The 23,731-nt window shown below is 64.9% G+C and carries 22 protein-coding genes; 10 read left to right on the top strand and 12 right to left on the bottom strand.

Features of this window, described 5'->3' with window-relative positions; translation table 11 throughout:
- Window positions 1–686, top strand: a 686-nt coding sequence (locus QZY44_RS23705; protein WP_295453749.1) for an NAD(P)-binding oxidoreductase, incomplete at its 5' end; no start/stop codon positions are given.
- A 116-nt stretch (window positions 687–802) separates the two neighbouring features.
- Here the strand turns inward: QZY44_RS23705 and QZY44_RS23700 are convergent.
- Both QZY44_RS23700 and QZY44_RS23695 read right to left on the bottom strand, forming a co-directional pair.
- Window positions 803–2,473 carry an ankyrin repeat domain-containing protein gene (locus tag QZY44_RS23700; protein ID WP_295453746.1) on the bottom strand — a complete coding sequence of 557 codons (1,671 nt, stop codon included), beginning with the start codon at window positions 2,471–2,473 and terminating at the stop codon, window positions 803–805.
- 101 nt (window positions 2,474–2,574) lie between these two features.
- On the bottom strand, window positions 2,575–3,420 hold the full coding sequence (locus tag QZY44_RS23695; RefSeq protein ID WP_295453744.1) for a GNAT family N-acetyltransferase: 846 nt from the start codon (window positions 3,418–3,420) through the stop codon (window positions 2,575–2,577).
- 231 nt (window positions 3,421–3,651) lie between these two features.
- On the opposite strand from QZY44_RS23695, the gene QZY44_RS23690 reads away from it, so the two are divergent.
- The 3 genes from QZY44_RS23690 to QZY44_RS23680 are packed head-to-tail and all read left to right on the top strand — an operon-like array spanning window position 3,652 to window position 7,930.
- Window positions 3,652–4,305 (top strand): ABC transporter ATP-binding protein, encoded by a 654-nt coding sequence (locus tag QZY44_RS23690; RefSeq protein ID WP_295453740.1) that lies wholly within the window; start codon window positions 3,652–3,654, stop codon window positions 4,303–4,305.
- Window positions 4,302–6,827, top strand: coding sequence for an FtsX-like permease family protein (locus tag QZY44_RS23685; RefSeq protein ID WP_295453737.1), 2,526 nt, complete (start codon window positions 4,302–4,304; stop codon window positions 6,825–6,827). The genes QZY44_RS23690 and QZY44_RS23685 overlap by 4 nt, the downstream gene beginning before the upstream one ends.
- Window positions 6,827–7,930: a lipocalin-like domain-containing protein gene (locus QZY44_RS23680; protein WP_295453734.1), complete on the top strand. Its 1,104-nt coding sequence runs from the start codon at window positions 6,827–6,829 to the stop codon at window positions 7,928–7,930. Before QZY44_RS23685 ends, QZY44_RS23680 begins: the two co-directional genes overlap by 1 nt.
- Before the next feature lie 150 nt (window positions 7,931–8,080).
- On the opposite strand, the gene QZY44_RS23675 is transcribed toward QZY44_RS23680, so the two are convergent.
- A complete protein-coding gene (locus tag QZY44_RS23675) occupies window positions 8,081–8,440 on the bottom strand; it encodes a hypothetical protein (RefSeq protein ID WP_295453729.1) in 360 nt (119 codons plus the stop codon).
- Window positions 8,441–8,659: 219 nt separating this feature from the next.
- Here QZY44_RS23675 and QZY44_RS23670 point away from each other — a divergent pair, with 219 nt between their 5' ends.
- The 6 genes from QZY44_RS23670 (at window position 8,660) to QZY44_RS23645 (ending at window position 15,697) form a co-directional block, all read left to right on the top strand.
- Entirely contained in the window at window positions 8,660–9,637 is a 978-nt protein-coding gene (locus tag QZY44_RS23670) for a beta-ribofuranosylaminobenzene 5'-phosphate synthase family protein (RefSeq protein WP_295453726.1), read from the top strand.
- A gap of 4 nt (window positions 9,638–9,641) precedes the next feature.
- Entirely contained in the window at window positions 9,642–10,535 is an 894-nt protein-coding gene (locus tag QZY44_RS23665; RefSeq protein WP_295453723.1) for a triphosphoribosyl-dephospho-CoA synthase, read from the top strand.
- Window positions 10,536–10,632: 97 nt separating this feature from the next.
- Window positions 10,633–11,145, top strand: a complete 513-nt coding sequence (gene fae / locus QZY44_RS23660; protein WP_295453720.1) for a formaldehyde-activating enzyme — start codon at window positions 10,633–10,635, stop codon at window positions 11,143–11,145.
- 151 nt (window positions 11,146–11,296) lie between these two features.
- The gene (gene pabB / locus QZY44_RS23655; RefSeq protein ID WP_295453717.1) at window positions 11,297–12,694 is read left to right on the top strand and encodes an aminodeoxychorismate synthase component I; all 1,398 of its coding nucleotides are present in this window, start codon (window positions 11,297–11,299) and stop codon (window positions 12,692–12,694) included.
- An 88-nt stretch (window positions 12,695–12,782) separates the two neighbouring features.
- On the top strand, window positions 12,783–13,841 hold the full coding sequence (locus QZY44_RS23650; RefSeq protein ID WP_295453714.1) for an alpha/beta fold hydrolase: 1,059 nt from the start codon (window positions 12,783–12,785) through the stop codon (window positions 13,839–13,841).
- A gap of 605 nt (window positions 13,842–14,446) precedes the next feature.
- Window positions 14,447–15,697 (top strand): hypothetical protein, encoded by a 1,251-nt coding sequence (locus QZY44_RS23645; protein WP_295453709.1) that lies wholly within the window; start codon window positions 14,447–14,449, stop codon window positions 15,695–15,697.
- Between the two features lie 260 nt (window positions 15,698–15,957).
- Here the strand turns inward: QZY44_RS23645 and QZY44_RS23640 are convergent, their stop codons facing one another.
- From QZY44_RS23640 to QZY44_RS23600, 9 genes are all read right to left on the bottom strand, one after another.
- Window positions 15,958–17,799 carry an Hsp70 family protein gene (locus tag QZY44_RS23640; protein ID WP_295453705.1) on the bottom strand — a complete coding sequence of 614 codons (1,842 nt, stop codon included), beginning with the start codon at window positions 17,797–17,799 and terminating at the stop codon, window positions 15,958–15,960.
- On the bottom strand, window positions 17,796–18,467 hold the full coding sequence (locus tag QZY44_RS23635; RefSeq protein ID WP_295453702.1) for a DUF2760 domain-containing protein: 672 nt from the start codon (window positions 18,465–18,467) through the stop codon (window positions 17,796–17,798). The genes QZY44_RS23640 and QZY44_RS23635 overlap by 4 nt, the downstream gene beginning before the upstream one ends.
- Window positions 18,468–18,944: 477 nt before the next feature.
- Entirely contained in the window at window positions 18,945–20,420 is a 1,476-nt protein-coding gene (locus tag QZY44_RS23630; protein ID WP_295453699.1) for a hypothetical protein, read from the bottom strand.
- A gap of 50 nt (window positions 20,421–20,470) precedes the next feature.
- Window positions 20,471–21,118 (bottom strand): glycoside hydrolase family 19 protein, encoded by a 648-nt coding sequence (locus tag QZY44_RS23625; protein WP_295453697.1) that lies wholly within the window; start codon window positions 21,116–21,118, stop codon window positions 20,471–20,473.
- Window positions 21,119–21,773: 655 nt separating this feature from the next.
- Window positions 21,774–22,172, bottom strand: a complete 399-nt coding sequence (locus tag QZY44_RS23620; protein ID WP_295453694.1) for a VOC family protein — start codon at window positions 22,170–22,172, stop codon at window positions 21,774–21,776.
- Between the two features lie 37 nt (window positions 22,173–22,209).
- Window positions 22,210–22,470 carry a zinc ribbon domain-containing protein gene (locus tag QZY44_RS23615; RefSeq protein WP_295453690.1) on the bottom strand — a complete coding sequence of 87 codons (261 nt, stop codon included), beginning with the start codon at window positions 22,468–22,470 and terminating at the stop codon, window positions 22,210–22,212.
- A gap of 107 nt (window positions 22,471–22,577) precedes the next feature.
- The gene (locus QZY44_RS23610) at window positions 22,578–22,790 is read right to left on the bottom strand and encodes a type II toxin-antitoxin system HicB family antitoxin (RefSeq protein WP_295453688.1); all 213 of its coding nucleotides are present in this window, start codon (window positions 22,788–22,790) and stop codon (window positions 22,578–22,580) included.
- The gene (locus tag QZY44_RS23605; RefSeq protein ID WP_295453685.1) at window positions 22,780–23,040 is read right to left on the bottom strand and encodes a type II toxin-antitoxin system HicA family toxin; all 261 of its coding nucleotides are present in this window, start codon (window positions 23,038–23,040) and stop codon (window positions 22,780–22,782) included. Before QZY44_RS23605 ends, QZY44_RS23610 begins: the two co-directional genes overlap by 11 nt.
- Window positions 23,041–23,107: 67 nt before the next feature.
- On the bottom strand, window positions 23,108–23,584 hold the full coding sequence (locus tag QZY44_RS23600; protein WP_295453681.1) for a hypothetical protein: 477 nt from the start codon (window positions 23,582–23,584) through the stop codon (window positions 23,108–23,110).
- Between the last annotated feature and the right edge of the window lie 147 nt (window positions 23,585–23,731).

Genomic DNA, 23,731 nt, shown 5'->3' with positions numbered 1-23,731 from the left:
GCGCGACCGGCAAGGCCGGACGCGCGGTCGCTCTGACCCTGCTGGCCGCGGGACATCAGGTGACCGCCTTTGGACGCAATCGGGAGAAAATCCCAGCGCATGAGGGGATTGCCGCGATCGTGGGCGATGCCCTGAACCCTGCCGATGTGGCGCGCGCCGTGGCCGGTCAAGACGCGGTGGTGGTCAGTCTGGGTGATTCCCTCAACCCCGTTGTTCTGAAGCTGGGGGCGAAACTGGGAGTCAAACGAAACACCCCGCCCAACATCTGCGAGGTCGGCACGGCCAACGTGATCGCCGCGATGGCGGCGGCCTCGGTCGCGCGCTTGGTCTGCATCACGGCCTACGGCGTCGGTGACACGCGCGAGCGGTTGTCGCGATTGTACCGGCTGTGGTTTCACGCGCTTCAGCTGCGCGAGCAGTTGGCCGACAAGGAGCGGCAGGAGCAGCTGGTCAAGGCGAGCGGCCTGGACTGGACACTAGTCCAGCCGGTGGGCCTGACCGACGGCGCCGCCACCGGGCGCTGGCTGGCCAGCCCGGCGGGCGACCGTCGCAAGCGGACAATCAGCCGGGTCGATCTCGCTGACTTCATTGCCGAAATCGTGGCCAGTGGCCGCTACCTGCGCGAGACGGTCGTGTTGTCAGGGCTGGCCATCTCAGAAAGGGATTTTGTGGACAATGAGCCATAATATCCCTGGTCTTTTCTCCATGGTTTGGTAGCGCGCGGGCGCGCTTTCGCGCGAAGGGCACCGGTGATCATGCCGCACGCGACGCCCTTCTCGCGAACCTCACCCCGACCAGAATGCTATTTCGCACCCGCCTGAAGCAGTGCCTGCACGATATCCTGATTGCCGCCCTGCTTGGTGGCCAGCGACAACCCGGTCTGCCGGTCGCGTCGCCGCACATTGACATCGGCGCCATGGGCAATCAACAACTGCACGACCGCGAGATTGCCGCTCTCCACGCCATTCGTTAACGCACTCTGGCCATCCGTCGCGCTGGCATTCACATCGGCGCCCCGCTCGAGCAGCGTCCGCACGACCCCGCGATGGCCATTCTGCGCGGCCAACAACAATGCGGTCACACCGTCACGATTTGTCGCATTGATCTCGGCGCCCTTATCGAGCAACGCCCGCACGATCTCGCCGTGACCCAACTGCGCGCCCAGCATCAATGCGGTTGCGCCGTCCTTCGTCTTGGCATTGACCTCGGCGCCCTGCTCAAGCAGTACCAGCACAACTCCACGGTGCCCGCCCTGCGCGGCCAGGATCAATGCGGTTACCCCATCCTTGCCCTTGGCATTGAGGTCGGCACCCTTCTCGATCAAGATCAGTACGACCTCTCGGTAGTCCTGCGCCGCGGCCGCGAGCAACGCGCTGCGCCCGTCCCAGGTCATGGCATTGACATCGGCACGGCGCTCGAGCAATAGCTCCACGACCTCACCGCGGCGATTCTGCGCGGCCACGATCAACACGGTGGCGCCGTCCAGCGCCCTGGCATTAGGGTCCGCACCCTTCTCGAGCAGTGCCTGCACGATCTCGCGGTACCCCTTGGCAGCGGCGGCGCTCAATGCGGCCCGGCCGTCCGTTGACTTGGCATTGACATCCACCCTCGCCCCAAGCAGTGCCTGTACCACCTCAAGATGACCGTTCTGCGCAGCCAGCAGCAAAGCGGTCAGCCGGTCCCTGGTCTTCGCATTCGCATTGGCGCCCTTGCCAAGCAGCAGCTGCACGACCTCCAAGTGGCCGTTTTCGGACGCGATCATTAATGGTGTAGCACCGCTCTTGCCCTGGGCATTCACCTGGGCGCCGGCAGCGATCAATCGTACAGCAACCTCTCCGCGACCGTTGGCCGCGGCGACCATCAAGGGCGTACTCCCGTTGCGCCGTTTGCTAGTGACCGGGACACCGGATGCCATGAGGCGCTCGACCTGTGCCAGGTCGCCACTCGCCGCCGCGGCCATCATCTCGGCCGCCGGGTTGCCGGGGGCGGCTGCTGGCTTCGCGTCACCGGCCCCCTTAGCGAGCAACAGCGCGACGATCTGGCGGTCGCCATGGTCCGTGGCCAAGGTCAGCGCCGTCTCCCCGTCTTTGGTCCTGAGGTTGACATCGGCCCCCTTTTCGAGGAGGGCCTGGACGATGGCGCGATCACGTCGATCCGCGGCGAACATCAACGCCGTCTCGCCCTCATCGCTGCGGGCATTGACATCGGCACCCCGCTCGAGCAGTGCCTGCACGAGGTCGCGGTTACCGTTCAACGCTGCGGCCATGAGCGCAGTCGCCCCCAAGCGCCCGGGCGCATTGATCGGTGTACCCGCGGTAAGCATCTGCTGGACCCGGGTCAGATCGCCGCGCAATGCGGCATTGTAGAGCTCGTCCGACGTGCGGGCGCCCAGTGCAACCGACGAGACCAGCACGAAGGCCGCCAACACCCACTGAGCCGACCGCCGGACCTGATGAATTTTTCTTCTGCTCACCATTTCTCCATCCCTCATCTATTCAGATCTTCGTCGTCTCACTCGACGCTTAAGCATGAATTGCGCCGCGCGCCCCTTAGCCAATGAAGTCGCGTCGGCCCCTAGCCCAGCTCGAAGGTCGTGACGCCGAAGATGCGCTGGTGCGCGAGGACCGGCGGCGGACCCAGATACATCCGCGCGCAGCCGAAGACCTCGATCATTTGGTGTTGCTGCACGAGCGCAAGCGCGGCGGGGTTGTTTTCCGGCGCGTCGAGGAACAGCGGTCCGCCGGCGGCGAATCCTGCCAGGTGGGCGTAAAGTGCCATCGCGGCTGGCGTGTCGTGCGCGAACAAGGGGCCGATCTTGCAGCCCGCTCGACAACGGCGGACCACGCCGTATCCGCTCAGTTTACCATCGCGCAGGCAGCCAAGAGCAAGGGCGTCGGGTTGGGCAAGCCAACCGGCCAGGAAGGCCGGGCGTGGGGCGGGGAAGCAGGTGCAGTCGTAGTCGAGCACCTGCGCGAACGCCACCTCGGCGAGCGGGACAATCTCTTCGTTGCCAACCAGCACGGTGGCTGGATGGTCGGGGATGTCGGCGCGAAAACGGATGTCGCGATGGGAGAAGGCGAAGCCGCCCTTGGCGTAGTAGTCCTGCATCGCGAAGACGCCGTCCATGCCGATGCTCGCACCCGGGCGCAACCGTGCCAGCAGGCGCTCGCGGCGCGCGTGCCAGAGGGTATTGCCGAGCCCCTGGCCGCGAAACTCCGGCCGGACGATGAAGAAGCCCATAAACCCAAATTCACCCTGGTAGGAGGTGATGGCGCCGCCGCCAATCAGGACGCCGTCGCGCTCCGCGGCGATGAAGGCGTCAGGATCGGTGGCCCAGAACAGCTCGGAATCATGCCGGCCGGGATTCCAACCCTCCCGCGCGGCCCATTCGACCAGCTCGCCCACCTCGGGACGGGTCATGTTGCGGATCACCAGCTCGTTAGTCATTATGAAGCCCTCATTGGTTGGTCATTGCGGATACAGGCAAGCGGCGTCGATATTCTCGTTCCCACGCGACGCTGGAGCATCTGGATCTGAACGGCGGCCATCAGTCCGGAGCGCGAGCCCTACGCCGCGTGCCTTCCTGGCCGCCGGATCGTCCCCACATCAAGGGAAGTGACACCGACCGGCAACCGCTCTCGCTGACGCCCTATGCTCGAAATCACCAACCTCTCCCGCCAGTTCAACGGCCGCCGCGTGCTACAGGACATCTGCCTGCGCCTGCACCCGGGTGAATATGTGGCCATTGTCGGTGAGTCCGGCGTGGGTAAGTCCACCCTGCTCAACCTGATCGCCGGCCTGGACCGACCCGACAGCGGACAGCTGGCACTCGACGGCGCCCACTATGCGGACCTGAGCGAGGACGCCCTGACCCACCTGCGCCGGGACAAGCTGGGCTTCGTTTTCCAAGCCTTCCATGTGCTGCCCCATCTGACGGTGCGCCAGAACGTCGCCCTGCCCTTGTGGCTCAAGGGCTTGAGCGGCGCGGCGGCCGATGGGCCGGCGCAGCAACTGCTGGAGGCCGTGGGCCTGGGCAACCGCGCCGCCAGTTGGCCGCGGGAACTCTCGGGCGGGGAGATGCAGCGGGTGGCGATTGCCCGCGCACTGGCCCACGGCCCGCGGCTGGTACTGGCCGACGAGCCGACCGGCAACCTGGACCCGGCCAACGCCGCCACGGTGCTCGCACTGCTGGCCGAGCGCATCCGCGGGGCCGGCGCGATCGGTATCCTGGTGACCCATTCGCTGGAGGGGGCCAAGACGGCCGATCGCGTCCTGCATCTGACGGCCGCGGGACTGCACGAATGACCCTGGCGCCGGTCTTTTTCGGGTCGCTCGCCCGACGACGGGTGGCGACCCTGTTCTCCTTTGCCGCCATCGTGCTGGGCGTCGCGCTGGGCATGGCGGTACAGGCGGTCCACGAGGCCGCGCTCACTGAATTCGGCCGCGGCCTGCGCGCCATGGCCGGCGACGCCGACCTGCAGGTGGAGGGACCGCGCGGCGGCTTCGAGGAGGGCCTGTATGCTCTGCTCGCGGCCCGACCCGAGGTTGCTGCCGCGAGTCCGGTGGTCGAGGTGGAGACACAACTGGTCGGGAGTCTGGACACACTGCAACTGCTGGGGGTCGATGTCTTTGCACTGGCGCGGGTGACCCCGGCATTGCTGCCCCGGCCGGCGGACACCGGGTCAGGCTCAGACTCCGGCGCGACCGATGGCGACGGACGCTTCGCCATTCTGGAAGAGGACAGGGTCTTTCTGAGTGCGGCGGCGCAGACGGCGCTCGGGGTGAAGCCCGGGGAGCCGCTGCGGCTGCACGCGGGCAGCCAGTCACTGAAGTTACGGATCGCCGGCGACCTGCCGGGGGCCGCGGAGAACCGCCGCCTGGCGGTGATGGACATCGCCGCCGTGCAGGAGCGCTTCGCCAAGCTTGGGCGGCTCACGCGCATCGATCTGCGGTTGACCGAGGGAGTCGAACCGACGGCGGCGCGGGTCGCGTTGCAGGCCATCCTGCCGGCCGGGGTGCTGATCGAGGCGCCGGCGGCGGCGGAGAATCAGGCGGCCAACCTGTCGCGCGCCTACCGGGTCAATCTCACGATGCTGGCGGCCATCGCGCTGGTGACCGGGGGCTTCCTGGTCTTCTCGGCCCAGGCACTCTCGGTGGTGCGCCGCCGTACCGAGTTCGCCTTTCTGCGCGCGATTGGCCTCTCGCGCCGCAGCCTCTTTGCGTGGCTGCTGGCGGAGGGCGCGCTGATCGGGTTGGCCGGGGGCCTGGTCGGCGTGGCCGTCGGCCATGGGCTCGCCTGGGGGATGCTGACCGTGCTGGGCGGCGATCTGGGCGCCGGGTATTTTTCCGGGCTCACGCCGCGACTCCAATTTCGCCCAGTGGCAACGGCCATGTATGTCGCGCTCGGCGTGCTGGCCGGCGCGGCCGGCGCCTTTCTGCCGGCGCGCGAGGCCGCCACCGTGTCGCCGGCCCAGGCCCTGAAGGCGGGCGATGAGGCCGCCTTGCTCGGCGGACACGGGCATCCCCGGCTGGGGTTCGCGATACTGGCGGCAGGGCTCGCCGCCTGTTGGATTACCCCCGTCAACGGGCTGCCGATCGGCGGCTACCTGGCCGTCAATTGCCTGCTGGCGGGGGGCGTACTGCTGTTGCCGCTCTTGGCCGCCGGGGTCGCCCGGCTGTTGCCCCGCGGCGGCCCGGTGCCGGCCCGGCTCGCCGCGGCGCGCCTCACCGCCGCACCGGGTCACGCGGTGGTGGCGGCGGCCGGGGTGCTGGTCAGCGTCGCGCTGGCGGCGGCCATGGCGATCATGGTCGCCTCCTTCCGCGATTCGGTCGACGCGTGGCTGGGCCAGATCCTGCCCGCGGAGCTCTATCTGCGGGTCGGCAAGATCAGCAGCGCCGGCTTTCTGGACGAAGCCCAGCAGGAACGGATCAAGGCCGTGCCCGGTGTGCGTGAAATCCGCTTCACGCGCGAGGACAGCCTGCGCCTGGCCCCGGGGCGGGCACCGGTGGCCCTGATGGCCCGGCCAATCTCGGGCGACGGGCACGAATTGCCCCTGGTCGGCGCGGCGCGGCCCACCGGCGGCGCACCGGCGATCTGGATCTCCGAGGCGGTGGCCGACCTCTACGGTTGGCGGGCCGGTCAGTCGGTGGAGGTGCCGCTCGCCGGGCGGCAGGTCGCGCTGCACGTAGCCGGCGTCTGGCGGGACTATGCGCGCCAGACCGGGTCGGCGATGATCGACCTCACGGACTACCGCCGGCTCACCGGCGATCGGCTCGCGAGCCACGCCGGCATCTTCCTCGCCCCCGGGGCCGTGGCCGATCAGGTGGCCGACGCGCTCAAAGCCACCGCGCAACCGGGCGCGCTGGAGGTCACCAACCCAGCCTTTATCCGCGGCATCACGCTGCGCATCTTCGACCGCACTTTTGCCGTCACCTATCTGCTGGAGGCGGTCGCGGTGGGGATCGGGCTCGCGGGTGTGGCGGCCAGCTTTGCGGCCCTGGCGGCGGCGCGGCGGCGCGAATTTGGGATGCTGCGCCATCTGGGGCTGACGCGTCGCCAGATCGGTTGGATGCTCGCCCAGGAGGGCGCCTTGGCGGCCGGGGTCGGGGTGCTCGGCGGGCTCCTGCTCGGCGGGGCCATCGGGCTGGTGCTGATCGAGGTCGTCAACCGGCAGAGCTTCCACTGGAGCATGGACCTGCACGTCCCCTGGGGGTCACTCGCCTGGTTCGCCGGCGGCCTGATCGCACTGGCGGCCCTGGCCGCGGTGCTGGCCGGGCGTCAGGCGATGCGGCAAGACGCCGTGCTGGCGGTGCGGGAGGATTGGTGATGCATAGGCGCACCTGCCTCCTCGCCTTGGCGAGCCTGCCGGTCTGGCGGATCGCGGCCGCGCAATCCGACCCGGAGCTGGACCCGGCCCCGCCGGTCGTCTTCGACCCGGTGCTGCCCGGCCGGACCCTGACCTTTCCGGCCGATCACGGCGCCCACCCCGGGTTTCGCACCGAGTGGTGGTATGCCACCGGCTGGCTGGCCCTGCCGGACGGCAGCCCGCTAGGCTTCCAGACCACCTTTTTCCGCGTACGCAGCGGCCTGGGTGAACAGAACCCGAGCACCTTCGCCCCGCGCCAATTGATCCTCGCGCACGCGGCCATCGCCGACCCGCGCCTGGGGCGTCTGCGTCATGACGAACGCGCCGCCCGGGTCGCACTCGGGCGCGCCGGATTCGAGTCAGGTCACACCAAGGTGTGGGTGGGCGACTGGCGATTCGAACAGGTCGACGACCGCTATCAGGCAGAGGTCCGGGGCGAAGGCTTCGGCTATTCGCTCTCCCTGGTCCCGGATGGGCCGCCGCTGCTCAATGGCGCCGCCGGGTTCAGCGCCAAGGGGCCAGGCCCGCGTGACGCGAGCTATTACTACAGCCGTCCGCAACTCAAGGTGAACGGCACCGTGACGCTGGATGGCCGGGTGCAGGCCGTGACCGGTCTCGCGTGGCTGGATCATGAGTGGTCGAGTGAATACCTACCGCAAGGCGCCAAAGGCTGGGATTGGATCGGCGTGAATCTCAATGACGGAAGCGCATTGATGGCCTTCCGGATGCGCGGCACTGACGGCGCGCCGATCTGGTCCGCCGCCACCCTCAAACCGGCCGGGGGCGTGGCCCGGGCGCTGGCGCCGGACGCCGTCGCCTTTGAGCAACTGCGTCACTGGCGCTCACCGCGCACCGGTATCGACTACCCGGTCGAATGGCGGGTACGCATCGGCGAGCGGCGCTTTTTGCTCCAACCGCTCATGGACGATCAGGAACTGGACAGCCGGCGATCCACCGGCGCCGTCTATTGGGAAGGCGCGGTGCGGGTGACTGAAAACGGCCGGGAGGTCGGGCGGGGGTATCTGGAGATGACCGGGTATGGAGAGAAGATCAGAGTCGGGTAAACGGCCACGCGAGACACACCGCCCCGGAAGATGAAAGCCCCCCGTGGGAGCGGCTTTAGCCGCGCCACTTGCAAGCGCGCGTCGCGGCTGAAGCCGCTCCCAGCGGGTCCCCGCCTGACTGTCGCGGTGCAGCCGCGACCTTCTATCTGGTCACTGTTGCTTGAAGATGCAATCCAGCGCCGGCTGATTGGTGCCGGTGGCGTAGAAGGCGTTGATCCCGTCGGTGTAATCCTTGCGTGAGAACTGACCGAGATAGAGCTTGCTGGTCATATCGACAAAGGTCACGTCATTACTGGCCGTACTGAGCAGGAAATTGATCGGCGAATCGCCGACCGAGAGCTTTGCACAGTTCTTTTGTATCCGGTCGAGAAAGGCCTCCGAGCCCTTGTCCTCGACCACTGAATCCCGGGCGAACCCGTTCGGGCCGCAGCCCGCCAGGGCGCACAGCGAGACCGCCAGCAGCGCCGCGCCGGCCATCCGGAAACCACCACCGATCCTGCGATTTGGCATTGTTATATCTCGGCTCCAGAGGCATTTGAACATCGTCGGAAGTGTGCAATCAGGCAACCGTCCTGTCAATGACCGGCGCCGGCGGGGCCAGGCGGCGCCGGGCGGCGAGACACTGGATCGAAGAAAATTCGCTCGCGGCAGGCCCTGGAAATTGCTGCGTTGCCGCATAATCTAACACCCGGCATCCTTCGGTTCTTTCAGTAGCGACCCCTCCACCATATGACCAGCCCCCCTGCCCCATTGATCCATGTGGACGCCCCGGCCCGGCTGCACCTGGGGTTTCTGGACCTGAACGGGGGCCTGGGCCGGCAGTTCGGCAGCCTGGGGCTGACGATCGATGCCTTTGCCACCCGCCTGCGGGCGCAGCGCGCGGACACCTTCAGCGCCACGGGGCCGGGGGCCGAACGGGCGCTCGCCTTTGCCCGCGCCTTCGCCGCGGCACGGGGACTGACGGGCGGGGCATGCATCCAATTGAGTGCGGCGATCCCCGACCATGCCGGCCTGGGCTCCGGGACCCAGATGGCCCTGGCGGTGGGGACCGCACTGGAGCGCCTGCTCGACCCGGCCACCGCGGGCCGGCCAACGGACTGCCGTGGGATCGCCCAGCTGCTAGGGCGGGGCCAGCGCTCGGGAATCGGCATCGGCGCCTTCGAGGAGGGCGGCTTCATCTGCGATTGCGGGCGCGGCGACCTGCCGGAGGTGCCGCCGGTGGTGATGCGGCTGCCCTTCCCGGCAGCTTGGCGGGTCCTGTTGCTGCTGGATCGGCAGGCGCAGGGGCTGCACGGGGAGCCCGAGTCGCGCGCCTTCGCGCAGTTGCCGGAGTTTCCCGCAGCGACCGCCGGGCGCCTGTGTCGCCTGCTCCTGATGCAGCTGGTGCCGGGCCTGCTGGATGGGCGGCTGGCCCCGGTGGCGGAGGCGATCGGTGAGATCCAGCGCGCGGTCGGTACCCATTTTGCGCCGGTCCAGGGCGGCTGTTTCACCTCCCCGACGGTGAGCGCCGCCCTGGCCTGGGCGACCACTGAGGGGTTCCCGGGCAACGGTCAGTCGTCCTGGGGTCCTACCGGCTTTATCCTGGCGGGGGACGAGGCGCAGGCACGCTGGTTGGAACGGGGGCTCAAGGCACGTTTCGGCGAGTCGTCACCCCTGCGTTACCGCATCACGGCCGGGCGAAATCTGGGCGCCCAGATTGTGGCCTGACACCATGCCACGGAGCGCCGCGACACGCAGCGACGACGCCGCCGGGCAACGACGGGGGTTGATCGCCGCCGCCTACCGGGAGGCCTGTGCCTTGGAGCTGGACGCATTCAAGCCCGGGAATGTCCACCGTGAGTCCGCCGGACACGGGATGACGGTGGCCGACTTTCTGTTGAGTGCCGAGGTCAGCGCGCCCCCCCTGACCGCGCCCGGGCTGGGTCTCGGGGAACGGGTCTACCGCGCGGTGGCCGCCACCCGGGAGGCGGTGGGTTGCAACACCAATCTGGGGATCATTCTGCTCTGCGCCCCCTTACTCCAGGCCGCCCTGGACCCGGAGGTGCCGGGAGGGCTGCGCGCCCGTCTGGCGGCGGTGCTGCGAACGGCCGAGCGAACGGACACGCAGTGGTTCAACCGGGCCATCCGGCTCGCCGCCCCCGCCGGGCTGGGGGAGTCGGCACGGCACGACGTGGCCGAGCCGGCCACGGCGACGCCACTCGAGGTGATGGCCGTGGCCGCCCACCGCGACCTGATCGCCCGCCAATACGCTGAATGCTTCAAAGACCTGTTTGAACGGGCTGTCCCTCTGCTCGAGCGGCTGCAGATGCGCTGGCAGGACCCGGCCTGGGCCGCCGTCGGTCTCTACCTGGATTTTCTGGGGCGCTTCCCGGATACGCACATCGCCCGTAAACTGGGGCAGCATCAAGCGCTCGCGGTCAGCCGGCGGGCCGCGCCACTGGCCGCCGCCCTCAACCAGGCGGCGCGCCCGCAGCCTCATCGCGCGGCGCTCCTGGCGTTCGATCGGGACCTCAAGAACGCCGGCATCAACCCCGGTACCATGGCGGACCTGACGGTCGCCTGTCTGCTGATCCCCAGACTGCAGCGCCTGCAACCCGCGTCATGATCCGCGGTGCATCCCCGTCGCATTTCCACTACCGGGCTGTAACGATTGGCCCGGTTGATTTTTTCTGCAAAACCTGAACTCGATAGGAGAAAACACGATGGCAAAGATCAACAAGACCCTGGTCGGGGAATCAGCGGTCGGCGACCACAACGAGGTCGCCCACATCGACCTGATCATGGGGCCGCGTGGCTCCGCCGTTGAGACCGCCTTCTGCAACGCACTGGTGAACAACAAAGACGGCTTCACCAGCCTGCTCGCGGTGGTCGCACCCAACCTGCCCTGCAAACCTAACACGCTGATGTTCAACAAGGTCACCATCAAGGGGCCGAAGCAGGCGAAGCAGATGTTCGGCTCCGCCCAGCGCGGCGTGGCCATGGCGGTGGCCGACTGTGTGGCGGATGGCACCATCCCGGCCGACGAGGTGGACGACATCTTCATCTGTGTCGGCGTCTTCATCCACTGGCAGGCCGAGAACGACGCCAAGATCCAGGAAAACAACTACGCGGCCACCAAGGAGGCGATCAAGCGCGCCATCACCGGTGAGCCCACGGTCGCCGAGGTTGAGAAGCGCAGGGCCACCGCCAAGCACCCCTTCGCCCCGCACCGCTAAGCCTTGCTCGGAAGTGGGCACTTGAGGCGCCCACTCCCGAGTGGTGAACGGGTGGGGCCTTACCCAGAAGGTACGTAAGTATGGAAGTACCGCAAGCGCGAGTTCCACTGACCGGCGACGCTGCGTCATACCAACCCAATCGTCGACCAAGATGACGCCGTCCTACCCGCCCCAGGTCTTGGAGCTGCCCTATTACCCGGACAGCGCCCCGCTGTGCGCGGCCCTGCTCGATCGTCCCTGGCCGGTCTTCCTGGACAGCGGGCGACCGCGCTGCACCCAGGGGCGTTACGACATACTGAGCGCGGACCCGCGCGAGACCCTGGTCACCCGCGGGCCGCGGACCGAGATCCGCACGGCGACCGGCGTGCGAACCTCACTCGCCGACCCCTTCGAACTGCTACGCGAGGCCCTGGGACCGGTCGCCCCCGCCATCCCGGACCTACCCTTCAGCGGCGGGGCCATCGGCTGGTTCGCCTATGACCTGGCGCGCCGCCTGGAACGCCTGCCGAACCGGACGGCGAACGCCGAGGACACCCCGGATTTGGCGATCGGCATCTATGACTGGACGCTGGTCGTGGATCATGAGGCCCGGCGTACCCGGCTGGTCGCCCGGGACGCCGCCGCGGCCGCCGACTACCAGGGGCTGTTCGCGCAGGCACTCGCGGGCCGCCGCCTGGGCCGGCCGCGAGCACCCTTCCGTGTCCTGGACCGGGTGCGACCCAACATGAGCCACCGCCAATACTGCGATGCCATCGCCCGCATCCAGCACTATTTGCGGGAGGGGGACTGCTATCAGGTCAACCTGGCCCAGCGCTTCGCGGTACCGGCCCAAGGAGACCCCTGGGACGCCTATCTGGACCTACGGGTCATGAACCCCGCTCCCTACGCTGCCTACCTGAGCACCCCCGACTGCCAGGTGTTGTGCTCGTCCCCGGAGCGCTTCCTGCGGGCGCGCGACGGCCAGGTCGAGACCAAGCCCATCAAGGGCACCCGGCCCCGCGGGGCTGATCCGAGCGCGGACCGGCGGCTCGCCGATGAGCTGCGCGCGAGCCCCAAGGACCGGGCAGAGAATCTGATGATCGTCGACCTGCTGCGCAATGACCTGGGTCGGGTCTGTGCCATCGGCAGCATTGAGGTGCCCGAACTGTTCGCGGTCGAGTCCTTTGCGCGCGTCCATCACCTGGTCAGCACGGTCCGCGGACGCCTCACCGCGGGCCGCGGCGCGCTCGACCTGCTACGCGCCTGCTTCCCCGGCGGTTCCATCACCGGGGCACCGAAGCACCGGGCCATGGAGATCATTGAGGAGTTGGAGCCGCAGCGCCGCGGCATCTATTGCGGGGCCATCGGCTATCTGGGTTTCAATGGGGCCATGGACACCAATATCGCGATCCGTACCCTGGTACATTCCGCGGGGGTTACCCGGCTGTGGGCCGGGGGCGGGATCGTCGCGGACTCGCACGCCGAGTCTGAATATCGTGAGACCTTGCACAAGGCCGCCCCGCTCCTGGAACTGCTGCAACAGCGACGCCTCGCTCAGGTAGGCAATTAGACCCGGCGACCATCTGGCTGCCGGTCCCTTTGGCCTTCGGGGCATCGCCCAAGAATTCTTAGCCGCAGGTGAATGCCAAGTGATGCTCATGAATCGACTGAACCGCGCGACCGTCGCCTCCTGCCCACGCGCCGTGTCGGTGAATGGTTTTCCTCATCCCGACCGGGAGGCAGACATCCAAACCAGAGACGCTACGCCTGATGCGGGGATGATCGCCCAGGACCCGCCGCACCCCCGCCGTGTCCTCGCCTACGCGCTGCTCTCGCTCCTGTGCTGGTCGGTACCCGCCCCCGCCGCCGCCTCCGACCAACTGCCGATCGGCACCCTGGCCGATGCCGCCCAGGCGAGCGCTTTCACTCCCGAGCGTGTCCCTGGTGCCAATGACTGGAATTGCGTGCCCACCGCGGCACACCCGTACCCGGTCGTGCTCGTCCACGGCACCATGGTCAATATGGGCTTCACCTGGGCGGCACTGGCTCCCCGGCTTAAGAATGCAGGTTATTGCGTTTATGCACTGAACTATGGGCACAACGCCTTCTCGCTGGGCCAGCGCGCCGGCGCACTCACTGACATCGCCGCCTCCGCCGGCGCGCTCAAGACCTTCATCGACCGGGTACTTGCCGCCACCAAGGCCCCCCAGGTCGACATCGTTGGTCATTCCCAGGGCGGCCTGCTGCCGCACTATTATATCAAGCGCCTCGGCGGCGCCCCGCAAGTCCACACGTTCATCGGGCTCGCGCCCAGCAACCATGGCACCTCCGTCAGCGGCCTACTGGCCCTGGTGAAAAAAACCTCACTGATCAATGGCTTCAATTGGGCGACGGCCGCCACCACTGCGAGTGTGATGCAACAGGAGACGGGATCACCCTTCATAACGGCGCTGTTTGCCGACGGTGATACGATACCAGGCCCGAACTACGTCGTGATCGCTACCGCCAAGGACCTGATCATCACGCCCTATACCCAGTCATTCCTCAAAGGCAACGCCGTGCGCAATATCACCATCCAGGACCAATGCCCGGCGGACGACACGGGGCACATCGGTCTACCCTTCGACGGCCCGACCATACAGAATCTACTTAACATACTTGGCGCGAATGATCCGCACTTCAAGCCCGACTGTCGCGGGTATGGGAATTCCGTGTAGTCCCCGAACTTCGATCATCATCGCGGCCAGGCGCCACGCTGACACTACCGCCACCCGGGACACCAGGCATGGCTTGGGCGAATGATCATGATCACTGCCGGCAAACACAATTGGCGACAGCCGGGCCGGTGCCCTTACCGAGTTCAGCGCCACGAATGACATTGCCGACCCCCACAGCAGCAATTGATTGGACTGGGGGGTTTCTGGCGCACGAGCGAGCGGGTGCACCATTTGGGCATACTGGGCAAGGCGGGTACCTCATCTCGCGGAATTGATCCAACGCCCGACCTCGATCATCGTGCCGACCAACCCATGGGCGCGCCGATGGGCCACCGACGGTCGAGGCGGCAAGATGATCAAGGCCGGCGATTAGGCGCAGGAAACGTCAGCGCGAGTTCCCTCGCTGAAATCCAGAGCGTCGACCCGGAGTACCCCATGACGCCCCGGGGGCCGGCGTCACTAGCCCGGCCGACTATTGCCGCTCAAGATGTGATAAACTAGCCACGCTAGTGCGTCGCGGCGATTTCGCAGCAGCGACAGGAACTCCGTTATTGGAATACACTTGCGGCCGCTGCGGCCGCAAAAGCAGATCAGGAACTTACGTGATGAGCATGAGACATTGGCAGCGAGAACATCAGTCCTTACTGCTGTGGTTTTCGCTGCTTATCGTCGTCGTTTTTTCGGCCATAGTGATTGTTCAGGGAGCTGCCGCACCCGCCCCACACCCAATGGATCAGGGGTTCTTGATTTCCGCCGATCTAAGACTGCATCGCGTGGACGGTCATTGGGTATTTCAATACCCGCACTTACAGTGGTCAGGCGCTATCAGTTCTACGGGCGTCGTGGGCATCTACAAACTCTTAATTAACCCGTCACCCGAATTTCTCAATTGGCACATCAAGCTTACAGTGATGTTTGTATGGTTTTTTTCCATACTCTATCTCATCCGATCACTGATAGTAGATCAAGTGGTCGGCGCCTTGGTTCTACTCGGCATCGGCGCATTAGGATTGCAATTCCTTGAGCCAACCAGCGAGTTGCTTGGAGCTATTTTTTTTAATGTTTTTTTGCTACTGATATTTCGGCAGCGATTCCTTCTTGCTGGCATTGCGCTTGCGCTATTCGGGCTAGCCAAGGTGGACATGTCGGCCGCCAGCACGCTGGTACTGATATATTGCACTTGGCGCTATCAACGCTCTGAGTATATGCCGCTGCTTTCTGCCTACGTCTTTACGATGGTATTACTTCTCGCTCCGGCACTGTACCTCCACGGTAGCGATGGCGCTCTAGGCGGGCGGGCCTTAGCGGTGTTTCAATATCATTACGACTATTTTTCGGGAATCCAGTCAACCGGCATCCGCACGCCTTTCGCCGAAGCGTTTAATAGTCCATCGTCATTCGCGCAGGCGGTTTTATCAAATCCTCGGGAATATGCAACTTTCATTGGTAAATCGATCATTGAATCCGCAAGAAATTTATTTTTCGTAGGACATATCTATGTCATTGGATTCCTAGTCATGTTTTTGTTTGCGGGACGTTTCTGGAGGGAGCGCGGAACAAGGCAGAATGAATTAAACGCTGCCGCTGATATCACGTTTATATTATTTATTTCTACAACCCTATTTTCTATTGTTTTTGCATATCTCCACGTCCGCTATGCTATTCGCTTCACGGACCTTTCGGCCATTGGTTTTGCGGCAATGCTTGAGCAGACTCTTGCGCAGCCAAAAAAATATGCGGGACCGCTGAACCCGACAGATCGCGGCTTGACGGCCCTACGGATCACACTCGGGGTTCTGGCGTTGGGCGGCCTCTTACGGTTGCCTGAGTTTGTGGCGGCCCCACATGACTGGTAACGGGCGGCAGGTACATCTTGCGTATCGCAAGGGGCAATGAAGGAGAGGACCGTAAAACAGAGCCCAATCGCTTGACGCTCATTCGGAACGCTCGCTCGCGTGCAAGCTGTGCCGGAAGCCCGATAACACCAGGAAAAAGCGCTCGCGTTCTTCGTGCCTCGTCGCCTGAGAACTGACGTTTCGCGGCACGCTTACCGCAATTTTCGGCCCAATTGCGGCGGTCCGCCGCTCCCGCCGGAGGAACGGCATCCCACCCTCGGCTACTCGCTCCCGCGGGTATTGAAGGCCACCTTCCAGCGCTCCGCACCGCCGGCAATGGGAATGGCCGTCAACTCCAAGGTGCCAACCTCGCTCACCAGCGCCTGGAGCCGCACCGGAACCACCTCGCCACGCCGGCGACCCTCGGCGGGGAGTTCGGTCTGGATCTCTTCGAGCTCCAACAGCGCGTCCGCGGGCCAGTCGGTCAGCAGGTCGCCAACCTGATCGTCGCGGCGGACATTGGAGCTGAAAAAGCGGAAGCGCACCAGCTCGCCCACCACCAGCCCGAATTCCTGGGGCGGGCTGACCGGCTCGGACCCCTCCTCCAGACCGAAGGGCACCAGGCAGAGCGCATGGATCTCGGGGTCCAGACCGGGGATGGCCGGGACCGCGGCCTCGATACCGACATAGTAAGCATTGGAAGTGCCGCCGCGGATCCGCACCCCACCGTGGTTGCGCACATGGGCGTAGAAGGCCGCACCCCGGGCGACGGCCAGATCCAGGTCGCGGGCGTCCAGGCAGCGCGCGGGCGGCGCCCGCTCGGCGTCGAGCCAGGCGTTAATGATCCGCAGGACCCGGTCCTGCAAGACAGTGGGCTTGAAGACACCACCGTTGAAGAGGATCGCAGTGGGGTGCAGGAAGCTGCGCCCCGCGACCTGTTCGGCGAACCCTTTGAGATCCTCGGTCGCATCGGCCTGACGGGCGAGGAAGGCGGCCAGGTGGCGGGTGACGGCCGGGTCCTGGGCATAGGGCAGCCCGACCTGGGTCAGCGCACCGCGGGCGCGGGTCAGCGGCCGGGCGTCGGCCGCGACCTCCGGGAAGAAGCCGGCGATCAAGGTCGTCGTCACCTCCGCCTGGGTCAGTTCGGTGCGGATGCTGCCGCCGATCAGGCGCGCACCGCGGCTCGGCACCACCACCGGTACCGCCTGCAGTTGCGCGTCCCCGAGCAGGGCCTCCTTCGCCTGCCGACAGCCATAGGTCAGGGCCTGGAACTGCCAGCGGTCGAGCTCCACCCCATCGGCCTTGAGCTTGGTCCGGACCAAGTGGGCCAGGGCCAGGTCCATGTTGTCGCCGCCCAAGAGGATATGGTCGCCGACCGCGATGCGCGTCAGCTCCAGTGCCCCCTGTTCCTCGGTGACCGCAATCAGTGACAGGTCCGTGGTGCCGCCGCCGACGTCCACCACCAGGATGATGTCCCCGACCCGCGCCTGGGTCCGCCAATCCCCATGGCTGTCGTTGACCCAACTGTATAGCGCCGCCTGGGGCTCCTCCAGCAGGACCAGATTGCCGATGCCGATGGCGCGGGCGGCCTCGGCGGTCAATTCGCGGGCGGCCGGGTCGAAGGAGGCCGGCACCGTCACCGTCACCTCCTGCGCCTCCAGCGGCTCCGCCGGGTGGGCCGCGTTCCAGGCCTCGCGCAGGTGCGCGAGATACTGGACGCTGGCCGCGAAGGGCGAGACCTTGGACACCTCCGGCGGGGCGCCGTCCGGGAGAAAAGCGGCGCGCCGGTCGAGATCCGGGTGACAGAGCCAGGACTTGGCGCTGGAGACCAACCGGATCGGAGTCGTGGCCCCCTGGGCGCGGGCCATTTCACCGGCGATGCGGCCCGGGTCGCTCGCCCAGGGCAGCGTCAGGTCGGCCGGTCGGAATTCATCCGGGTGGGGCAGATAGAGAAAGGACGGCAACAGCGCCCGCTCCATCACCTCACCTGGCGCGGTGAGTTGGGGGATGGGCAGGACCGCCTCCACGATGCTATCCCCCTCACTCTCCCACGAGTCGATATAGGCCAGGGCACAGTGGGTGGTGCCCAGATCAATGCCGATGGAATAACGGGCCTTGCTCACAGTTCGACCTCCGCCGGCGCCAGGATGCTCAAATCACGACCGCTCGCCACTTGGGGCAGGCGCACCTCGGTGGCCCGCCAGCCGCCGTGGACCAGGGTGCCGCGGAAGGGCGGCCCACCGACCAACTGGCCGCTCAGGTGGACCGCCTCGGGGTCGAAGCCGGCCTGCAGGGTGACCCGGCCGCCCTCGGGCTCGGTGCGCACCGGGGCGATGCTCAGGTAGTCTTTGAGCACCCGGCGGCAGCCCTGATGGACCACCCGAGCGGCGGCGCCCACCTGCTGGTCGGAATAGTCGCCGACCTCTTGCTGGAGGAAGTCCAGCAGCCGCGCATCCTTCTGCAACAGGCCGAGCAGAAGCAGGGCCGAGTCCGGCGGGGCCTTCTGCAGGGTCGCCGGCGGGGCCGCTGGGGGCGGGACCGGCGTTACTGCGGGCGTGACCGTCGGCGTCGCCGGCTGCCGGGGCGGGGACTCGGGCGCGCCCGCGCTGAATCCGCGGTTGAAGGCGATGGCAAATGCCGGATCGTACAGGGCACGCCCGAAGACCAGCAGGCCGATGCCGAAGCGCCGGAGCGCCCGCCCGGTCCACTTGGCGGCGATGATCAGCCACTTCAGATGTAGCTGGGCGGCAACACTGGGCCGCTGCGGAGCGTTTGACTGGGGGTCTGGCATGGGGAATCCTCGTAATGCCGGGAAGGGCGACGGCGGGCGCCGCAGTAGACCGCCCATGATACCGCGGTCGCGCAAGCCCGCTGGGCTTTTGCGACTTGTTTACACAATAGGGGGACGGGCGGGCCGGGTGGGGCGCCTTGGAGTTACGGGGCGAGCGCCTTGGTCCGGCAGGACTCATGCCGCGTACCACCCCGCGCGTGACTTCGTCGCGGCCTGGGGGCCACTCCTACCCCGATAGGAGCGGCCCCCAGGCCGCGACGGGGTCGGGCGAACGGCACGGCAGGACTCGCCTGATCAAGGCCCTGGAGTATGTCCATACAAGGCCGACTGGTAAAACAGCGGCATTGACTCACTGGCCGGCCAGCTAAGGCTCAAGCCGCTGATTGGTAAAGGGCAGCGCGGTCGGGCGTTGAATCGCAATGAGCGCGAAACCATTCTCCTGCGTGCTATTGACCGGGATTCCCCGGTTTTCTTCGATCAGTCGCCACGGTCGCCGAAGAAGATCTCGCGATAGGCGGCGTATTGGGAGCCGATCACCACGGCGAGCATGAATCCCGGCAATCCCAGCGCGATGCCGATCGCAAGCGGAATCTGCAGGATGAGGGCAATGGCCCCAACGACATGAACCATCGCCTTAGCGATCACCAAGACGAGCGCGAGGCCCACGGCCACCGCCAAGAGGAGCACGGCCACGCTCGGCCAATACAGCAGGCCGGCCACCAGGTTGCGCCAACACCCCTGAAAGCTCTCGAGCAGAGCCTGCCGGACGGTGCGGTCGTTCACCGCCACCAGTGCCGGGGCGAAGGCCAACGCCATCCCAACCCCCAACAGCCCCACGAGCATGAGCACCGTCAGCGACCCGATGACGACCGTGCCGAGGGGCCCTAGCCCGCTCCCGGTCTCAACGATGCCCGGACCCACGATGAGCGTGCGCAGTCCCCAGCCGAGCGCCACCGTGGCGCCCGCCAGGACCATGATCAGCACGGGATAGACCAAACCCAGCACGGCGAGCCGTCCCGGGTGCGCGGCGAAGCCCGCCAGCACGAACCCCACCCTAAAGCCTCGGTCGCGCCGTCGGCTCTCCATCCCCAGCATGAGCCCGCCGGTCACGATCGGCCCGACCGCCAGACTCAGGAGCGCGGACACGACCGTGACCGCGAGGCTCACGCTCGGGCTGGCTACCCCCGCCACGGCGTTGACTATCCCGCTGACGACGTTCAATAGCGCGTAGAGGAGCCAGGTGGCGATCCAAGGTCCGCGCGCCTCCGCAAAGGCGTGGCGTCCCTCGCCGATCCAGCGCCAGGCATGGGCGGCCGGCACCCCGCGCGGCGCGAGGACCTCCCCGCGCTCGGGGCGCTTGGGCGGAGTCAGGTCCGCCCGCGACGGGGCATAGGGGTTGTCGACCGCGCCCCCGTCGCGCTCTGCCGCAAGGCGCGCCAGATAGCGCTCCACAACGATCCCGCAGGACTGGCACACGCCGTTGCTCGAGGAGACCGCGGCGGCGCCGCACTTGGGACAGCGAGCGGGGTCGGAGATCCCCGCCCCGCCGCCGCTCGGGCGGGGGGCGGGGGACGGGCTCAGGCCCGGCGCCTGGGCGATCTCGCTCGCGATCGGCTCGCCTTGGACGGCGCCGCTCTCCAGCGTTTGGCTGTTGCTCCGGCTGTGGCTGGCATCGATGCCCGGCGGCAGGGTCACCGGGAGCGGCCGCTCGGGCGGCGGGTCCTGCGGCTCCAACGCGACCACCAGCCCCGCTTCCAACAAGGCCGCACGATAGAGATCCGCGCGCCGACGGTCCAGGTCGTGCTTGAGGACCAGGCGCTGGCTGGCGAGAATCACGTCCCGCGCGCGTGTCTCACTCACCTGAAAGCGTGCCGAGAACGCCTTGATGACCTCCTCGGCGCGCTTCCCGGGCGCCAGATCCCCGGAGAATACGATGCGATACAATTGCTCCATAGCCACTCCTTTAATGGTCCCCACGCGGTCAGGCGCGGAGCAACACCAAATCACGGATATACGAGGAACCATTTCGCGCGTTTCAAATAGTCTTGGCGATCGGCAAGACCGTTAGATCCGCCATTGACAACACGCGTAATCTTCTTGATATCGTCGGTATCTGCCACCGTATTGAGATTGTGCGTTTCCCAGAACCACCCCGCCGCATCGGCTGCAAGGACAGGGTCGGTCGAGACCTTCGTCCAGTTGCCATCGACAGTCAAATTCTGGCTGATTGCATTGCCATACGCCGTATAATTCGCTCGCCCGGTAAGCTGAATCAGACCCCGCCCTTTGAATCGCTGGCCGTCGCCCTTTTCTGTGTTGCCCAAATCCTTGCGGCCTTCGTAGGCAGCACCGCTGGCGATCTCCTCGGTATATCGGAAACTGCCACTTTCATGCCCTAACTGCGCCAAAAAATGGGCGCGCCGCAACGGTGTGTTGATCGAGCGGGTTTCCATCGTGGTGACGACATGTTTGAAAAACGTGTTGACCGTTTCCCAACTGCCACCGACCATGATTGCCCTGAGCGAATATAAATCGAATCTGCTGGGGATGTTATCGTACAGCGATTTGATCGTGTTGCCATTTGGGGAAATCTTGCCGTCCGGGCTTGACATCCTCTGGATGCGTGTTTGATAGTCGATGATACCATTCACTGTATCAATGTCGCATTTCCCACTGATCGGGACGGCACGATAAGGTATACCGCGCCAGAAGTAACTGAGTGCGCACTGGATAATAATTACATCCCTGTGCGAATTCGTGCAACCTTTTCCGACGCTCGATTGAATGCACATAACGCTACCTCTTTACAATGGGTGTCGAAGAGCTTACGGGATGTCGACGCTGTACCAGCACATCAGGGAACGCGATGTTCCCCACGGCCCTCAGAATTCTCCGTGTACGCTTTCCCTGCAATTGTTGCTCGCGACTTACGCCACGGCGCAGCAGGACCCATACTCGATACGGGTGGGTAGCGAGCACTTACCCGACGGGGACTTTCACCCCGCAATAGACGCCAAGCTTCGTTCGGCGCGATAACGCCAGCCCAAACCGACGCGCGCCACTGATGACCGTGCGAATTGGCACGACGGCTGTGGCGCGCCCTCGCTCTTGAGGCCGCCGGCTCTTGGTTTCCGGGAAAAGAACCCGGGCCTGGCCCGAATGGCACTGACCTAAGGTCCCAGTCTGGAAGAAACAACCGGTTGCGATGACGGGAAACCAGCGAAAAACAGTCGCGAACTGGGGAATAATGCAAGAAATCGTTGTCCGCCCCCGTTTTCCGGTCCCCGTTTTCCGTTGTTCGGCTTGTCAGTCCTTATAGAACTGCTTGAATTCCTCTGTGGGTTCACGGTCTGAATAGATGTAGAGCGTGACACCGCTTGGGTCGAGTATGGCGCATCCCCGGTCACCCCATGGGTGATCTTCAAGTGGCATGACCGGTGTGAGGCCGGCCGCCGTGAGGCGGGCGTGCTCTGCATCCACGTCATCGACCGAGAAGTTGTACATCAGGCCCGCTGGGTTGCATGCGGGAGGCCCCGACTCCCGACGTGCCATGAACTGCAACTCGGATGTCTCCTTACCGACCTGCATGTTCACGTACCATCCGCAGTCAAACGAAACCTTGGCCCCGAAATGCTTCACATAGAAATCACGAGATTCTTCGACCTTCTCGGTTGCGATGCATGGAGACAGCATGTTTGCGATCATGTCGTGTCCTTTCTATTGAAACGGCTGCTTCGATGTTTCATTTCGGTGCCCAGCGTTTCAGCCTTGGAATGTTCCTTGTGAAGAACCATGCGACGAATCCGGGCATTCCCATCTCCTTGAGCTTGCCGATGCAGAACTTCTGCATCGTCTGCGGGGTATCGATTTCGGGAGAGGTGAAGGCGCCGTTCACGTAGCAGTAACTACAGTACTCCGTGCTCTTGCTGCCGTCTGCATTCGTCCCGCCGTTCTTGGGGTCTTTCTTCATCGGCATGCCACAGCTCTGACAGAACTTGTTCATGTCGCTTCCTCCTTCCGCCGAACGTGCAGGCTAAAGCGGCGCGCGCCCTTTGTGAACTTGCGAATTAGCACGACGCCTGTGGCTCGCGCTCGCTTTTTAGCCAAAGGTTAGGCATACATTAGTCTTCCCCGCGGTTCCGGTATAGTCCGCCCGAGTTCGCAAGCCGTCTCTATCCACTCCTGTATAACAATTTCGGCGTTTTCTAAAGCCTTCCTATAGCTATTGCCGTCCGCCATGCACCCCGGCAACTCAGGAACTTCGGCAATATATGCGCTATCCTCTGCGCTCCAGTAGATGATAATTTCATATTTAGCTGACATCGGACTCACCAAGCTTGTATTTGAGGATGACGCCGCGAACCTGCTTGACTTGATAAGGCTTTGCCTTAGAACCAATCGGTTGCAGATTCAAAATTTCTTCGATGTCTGGCCTTGTGAATATGAAATGATCTCCGCGGACGCGCTCAGCGAATCCAAGCCGCTTCAGAAGACTGCATAAATCCTGGAAATAAATATTTGCATCAGATGTTCCGGCCAGTACAGACTTGAGCAATTTCTCTGCTTTTCCCATCAGACCGTTACCGTGGTTTGCAGGCTAAAGTGGGCGTTCGCAGAATCGCGGGGAGCTACCTTTTCCATTATATTAAATTCAATACCTTGCGGATTACTGACCAGTCGTTCTTCCTTGCGTGATCATCTGGCGCGAACGATATCTCGTCAAACCACCTAAAGGCCACTGCTTTTCTAGGGGTTCCGTCTCTCTTAGGTGTGGAGATGTAATTTTCATAAATTGCTGAGACGCGTGTAGCCAGATCTTCACATGTATAAACATAAAAATCTGGAAGCTGCTTTTCGTGAAGATTAACTAAGACGACAAACTGGCCTTTAGACTTATCCGGGTTTGCTATATCGACTCCGAGCTTCCAGCCGAGCTTATTCTTGACTGACCTTGTCTTTACTTGAATCGTGACACTACTCAAACCATCAGGGGCAGTCGCAATGACATCGAACAAGGGGTTGTTCTTGGGAGTCAGTACTGCCAAAACGCCCTGACGGCAAAGCTCAGCGCACACATAGTACTCTCCTGCTGCACCGATTAGATTCAGTTGCGACATCCGTTCGTCGTCTGTGCCTAACGTAACGCCCTGAGCGCCCCTGTCAAGCAATTTCGACAAAAAAGCCCACCGGGTGCCAACAGGTTGCCCACAAGTTATCCACAACGCACGAGCGCGTTGTGGGCGGTCAGCGAGATGCCCTCAGGC

The sequence above is a fragment of the uncultured Thiodictyon sp. genome (genome assembly GCA_903837595.1).
In the GTDB taxonomy this organism is placed as follows: domain Bacteria; phylum Pseudomonadota; class Gammaproteobacteria; order Chromatiales; family Chromatiaceae; genus Thiodictyon.
Note: the sequence above shows the minus strand (reverse complement) of the source record. Positions and strands in the feature narration are given on the sequence as shown.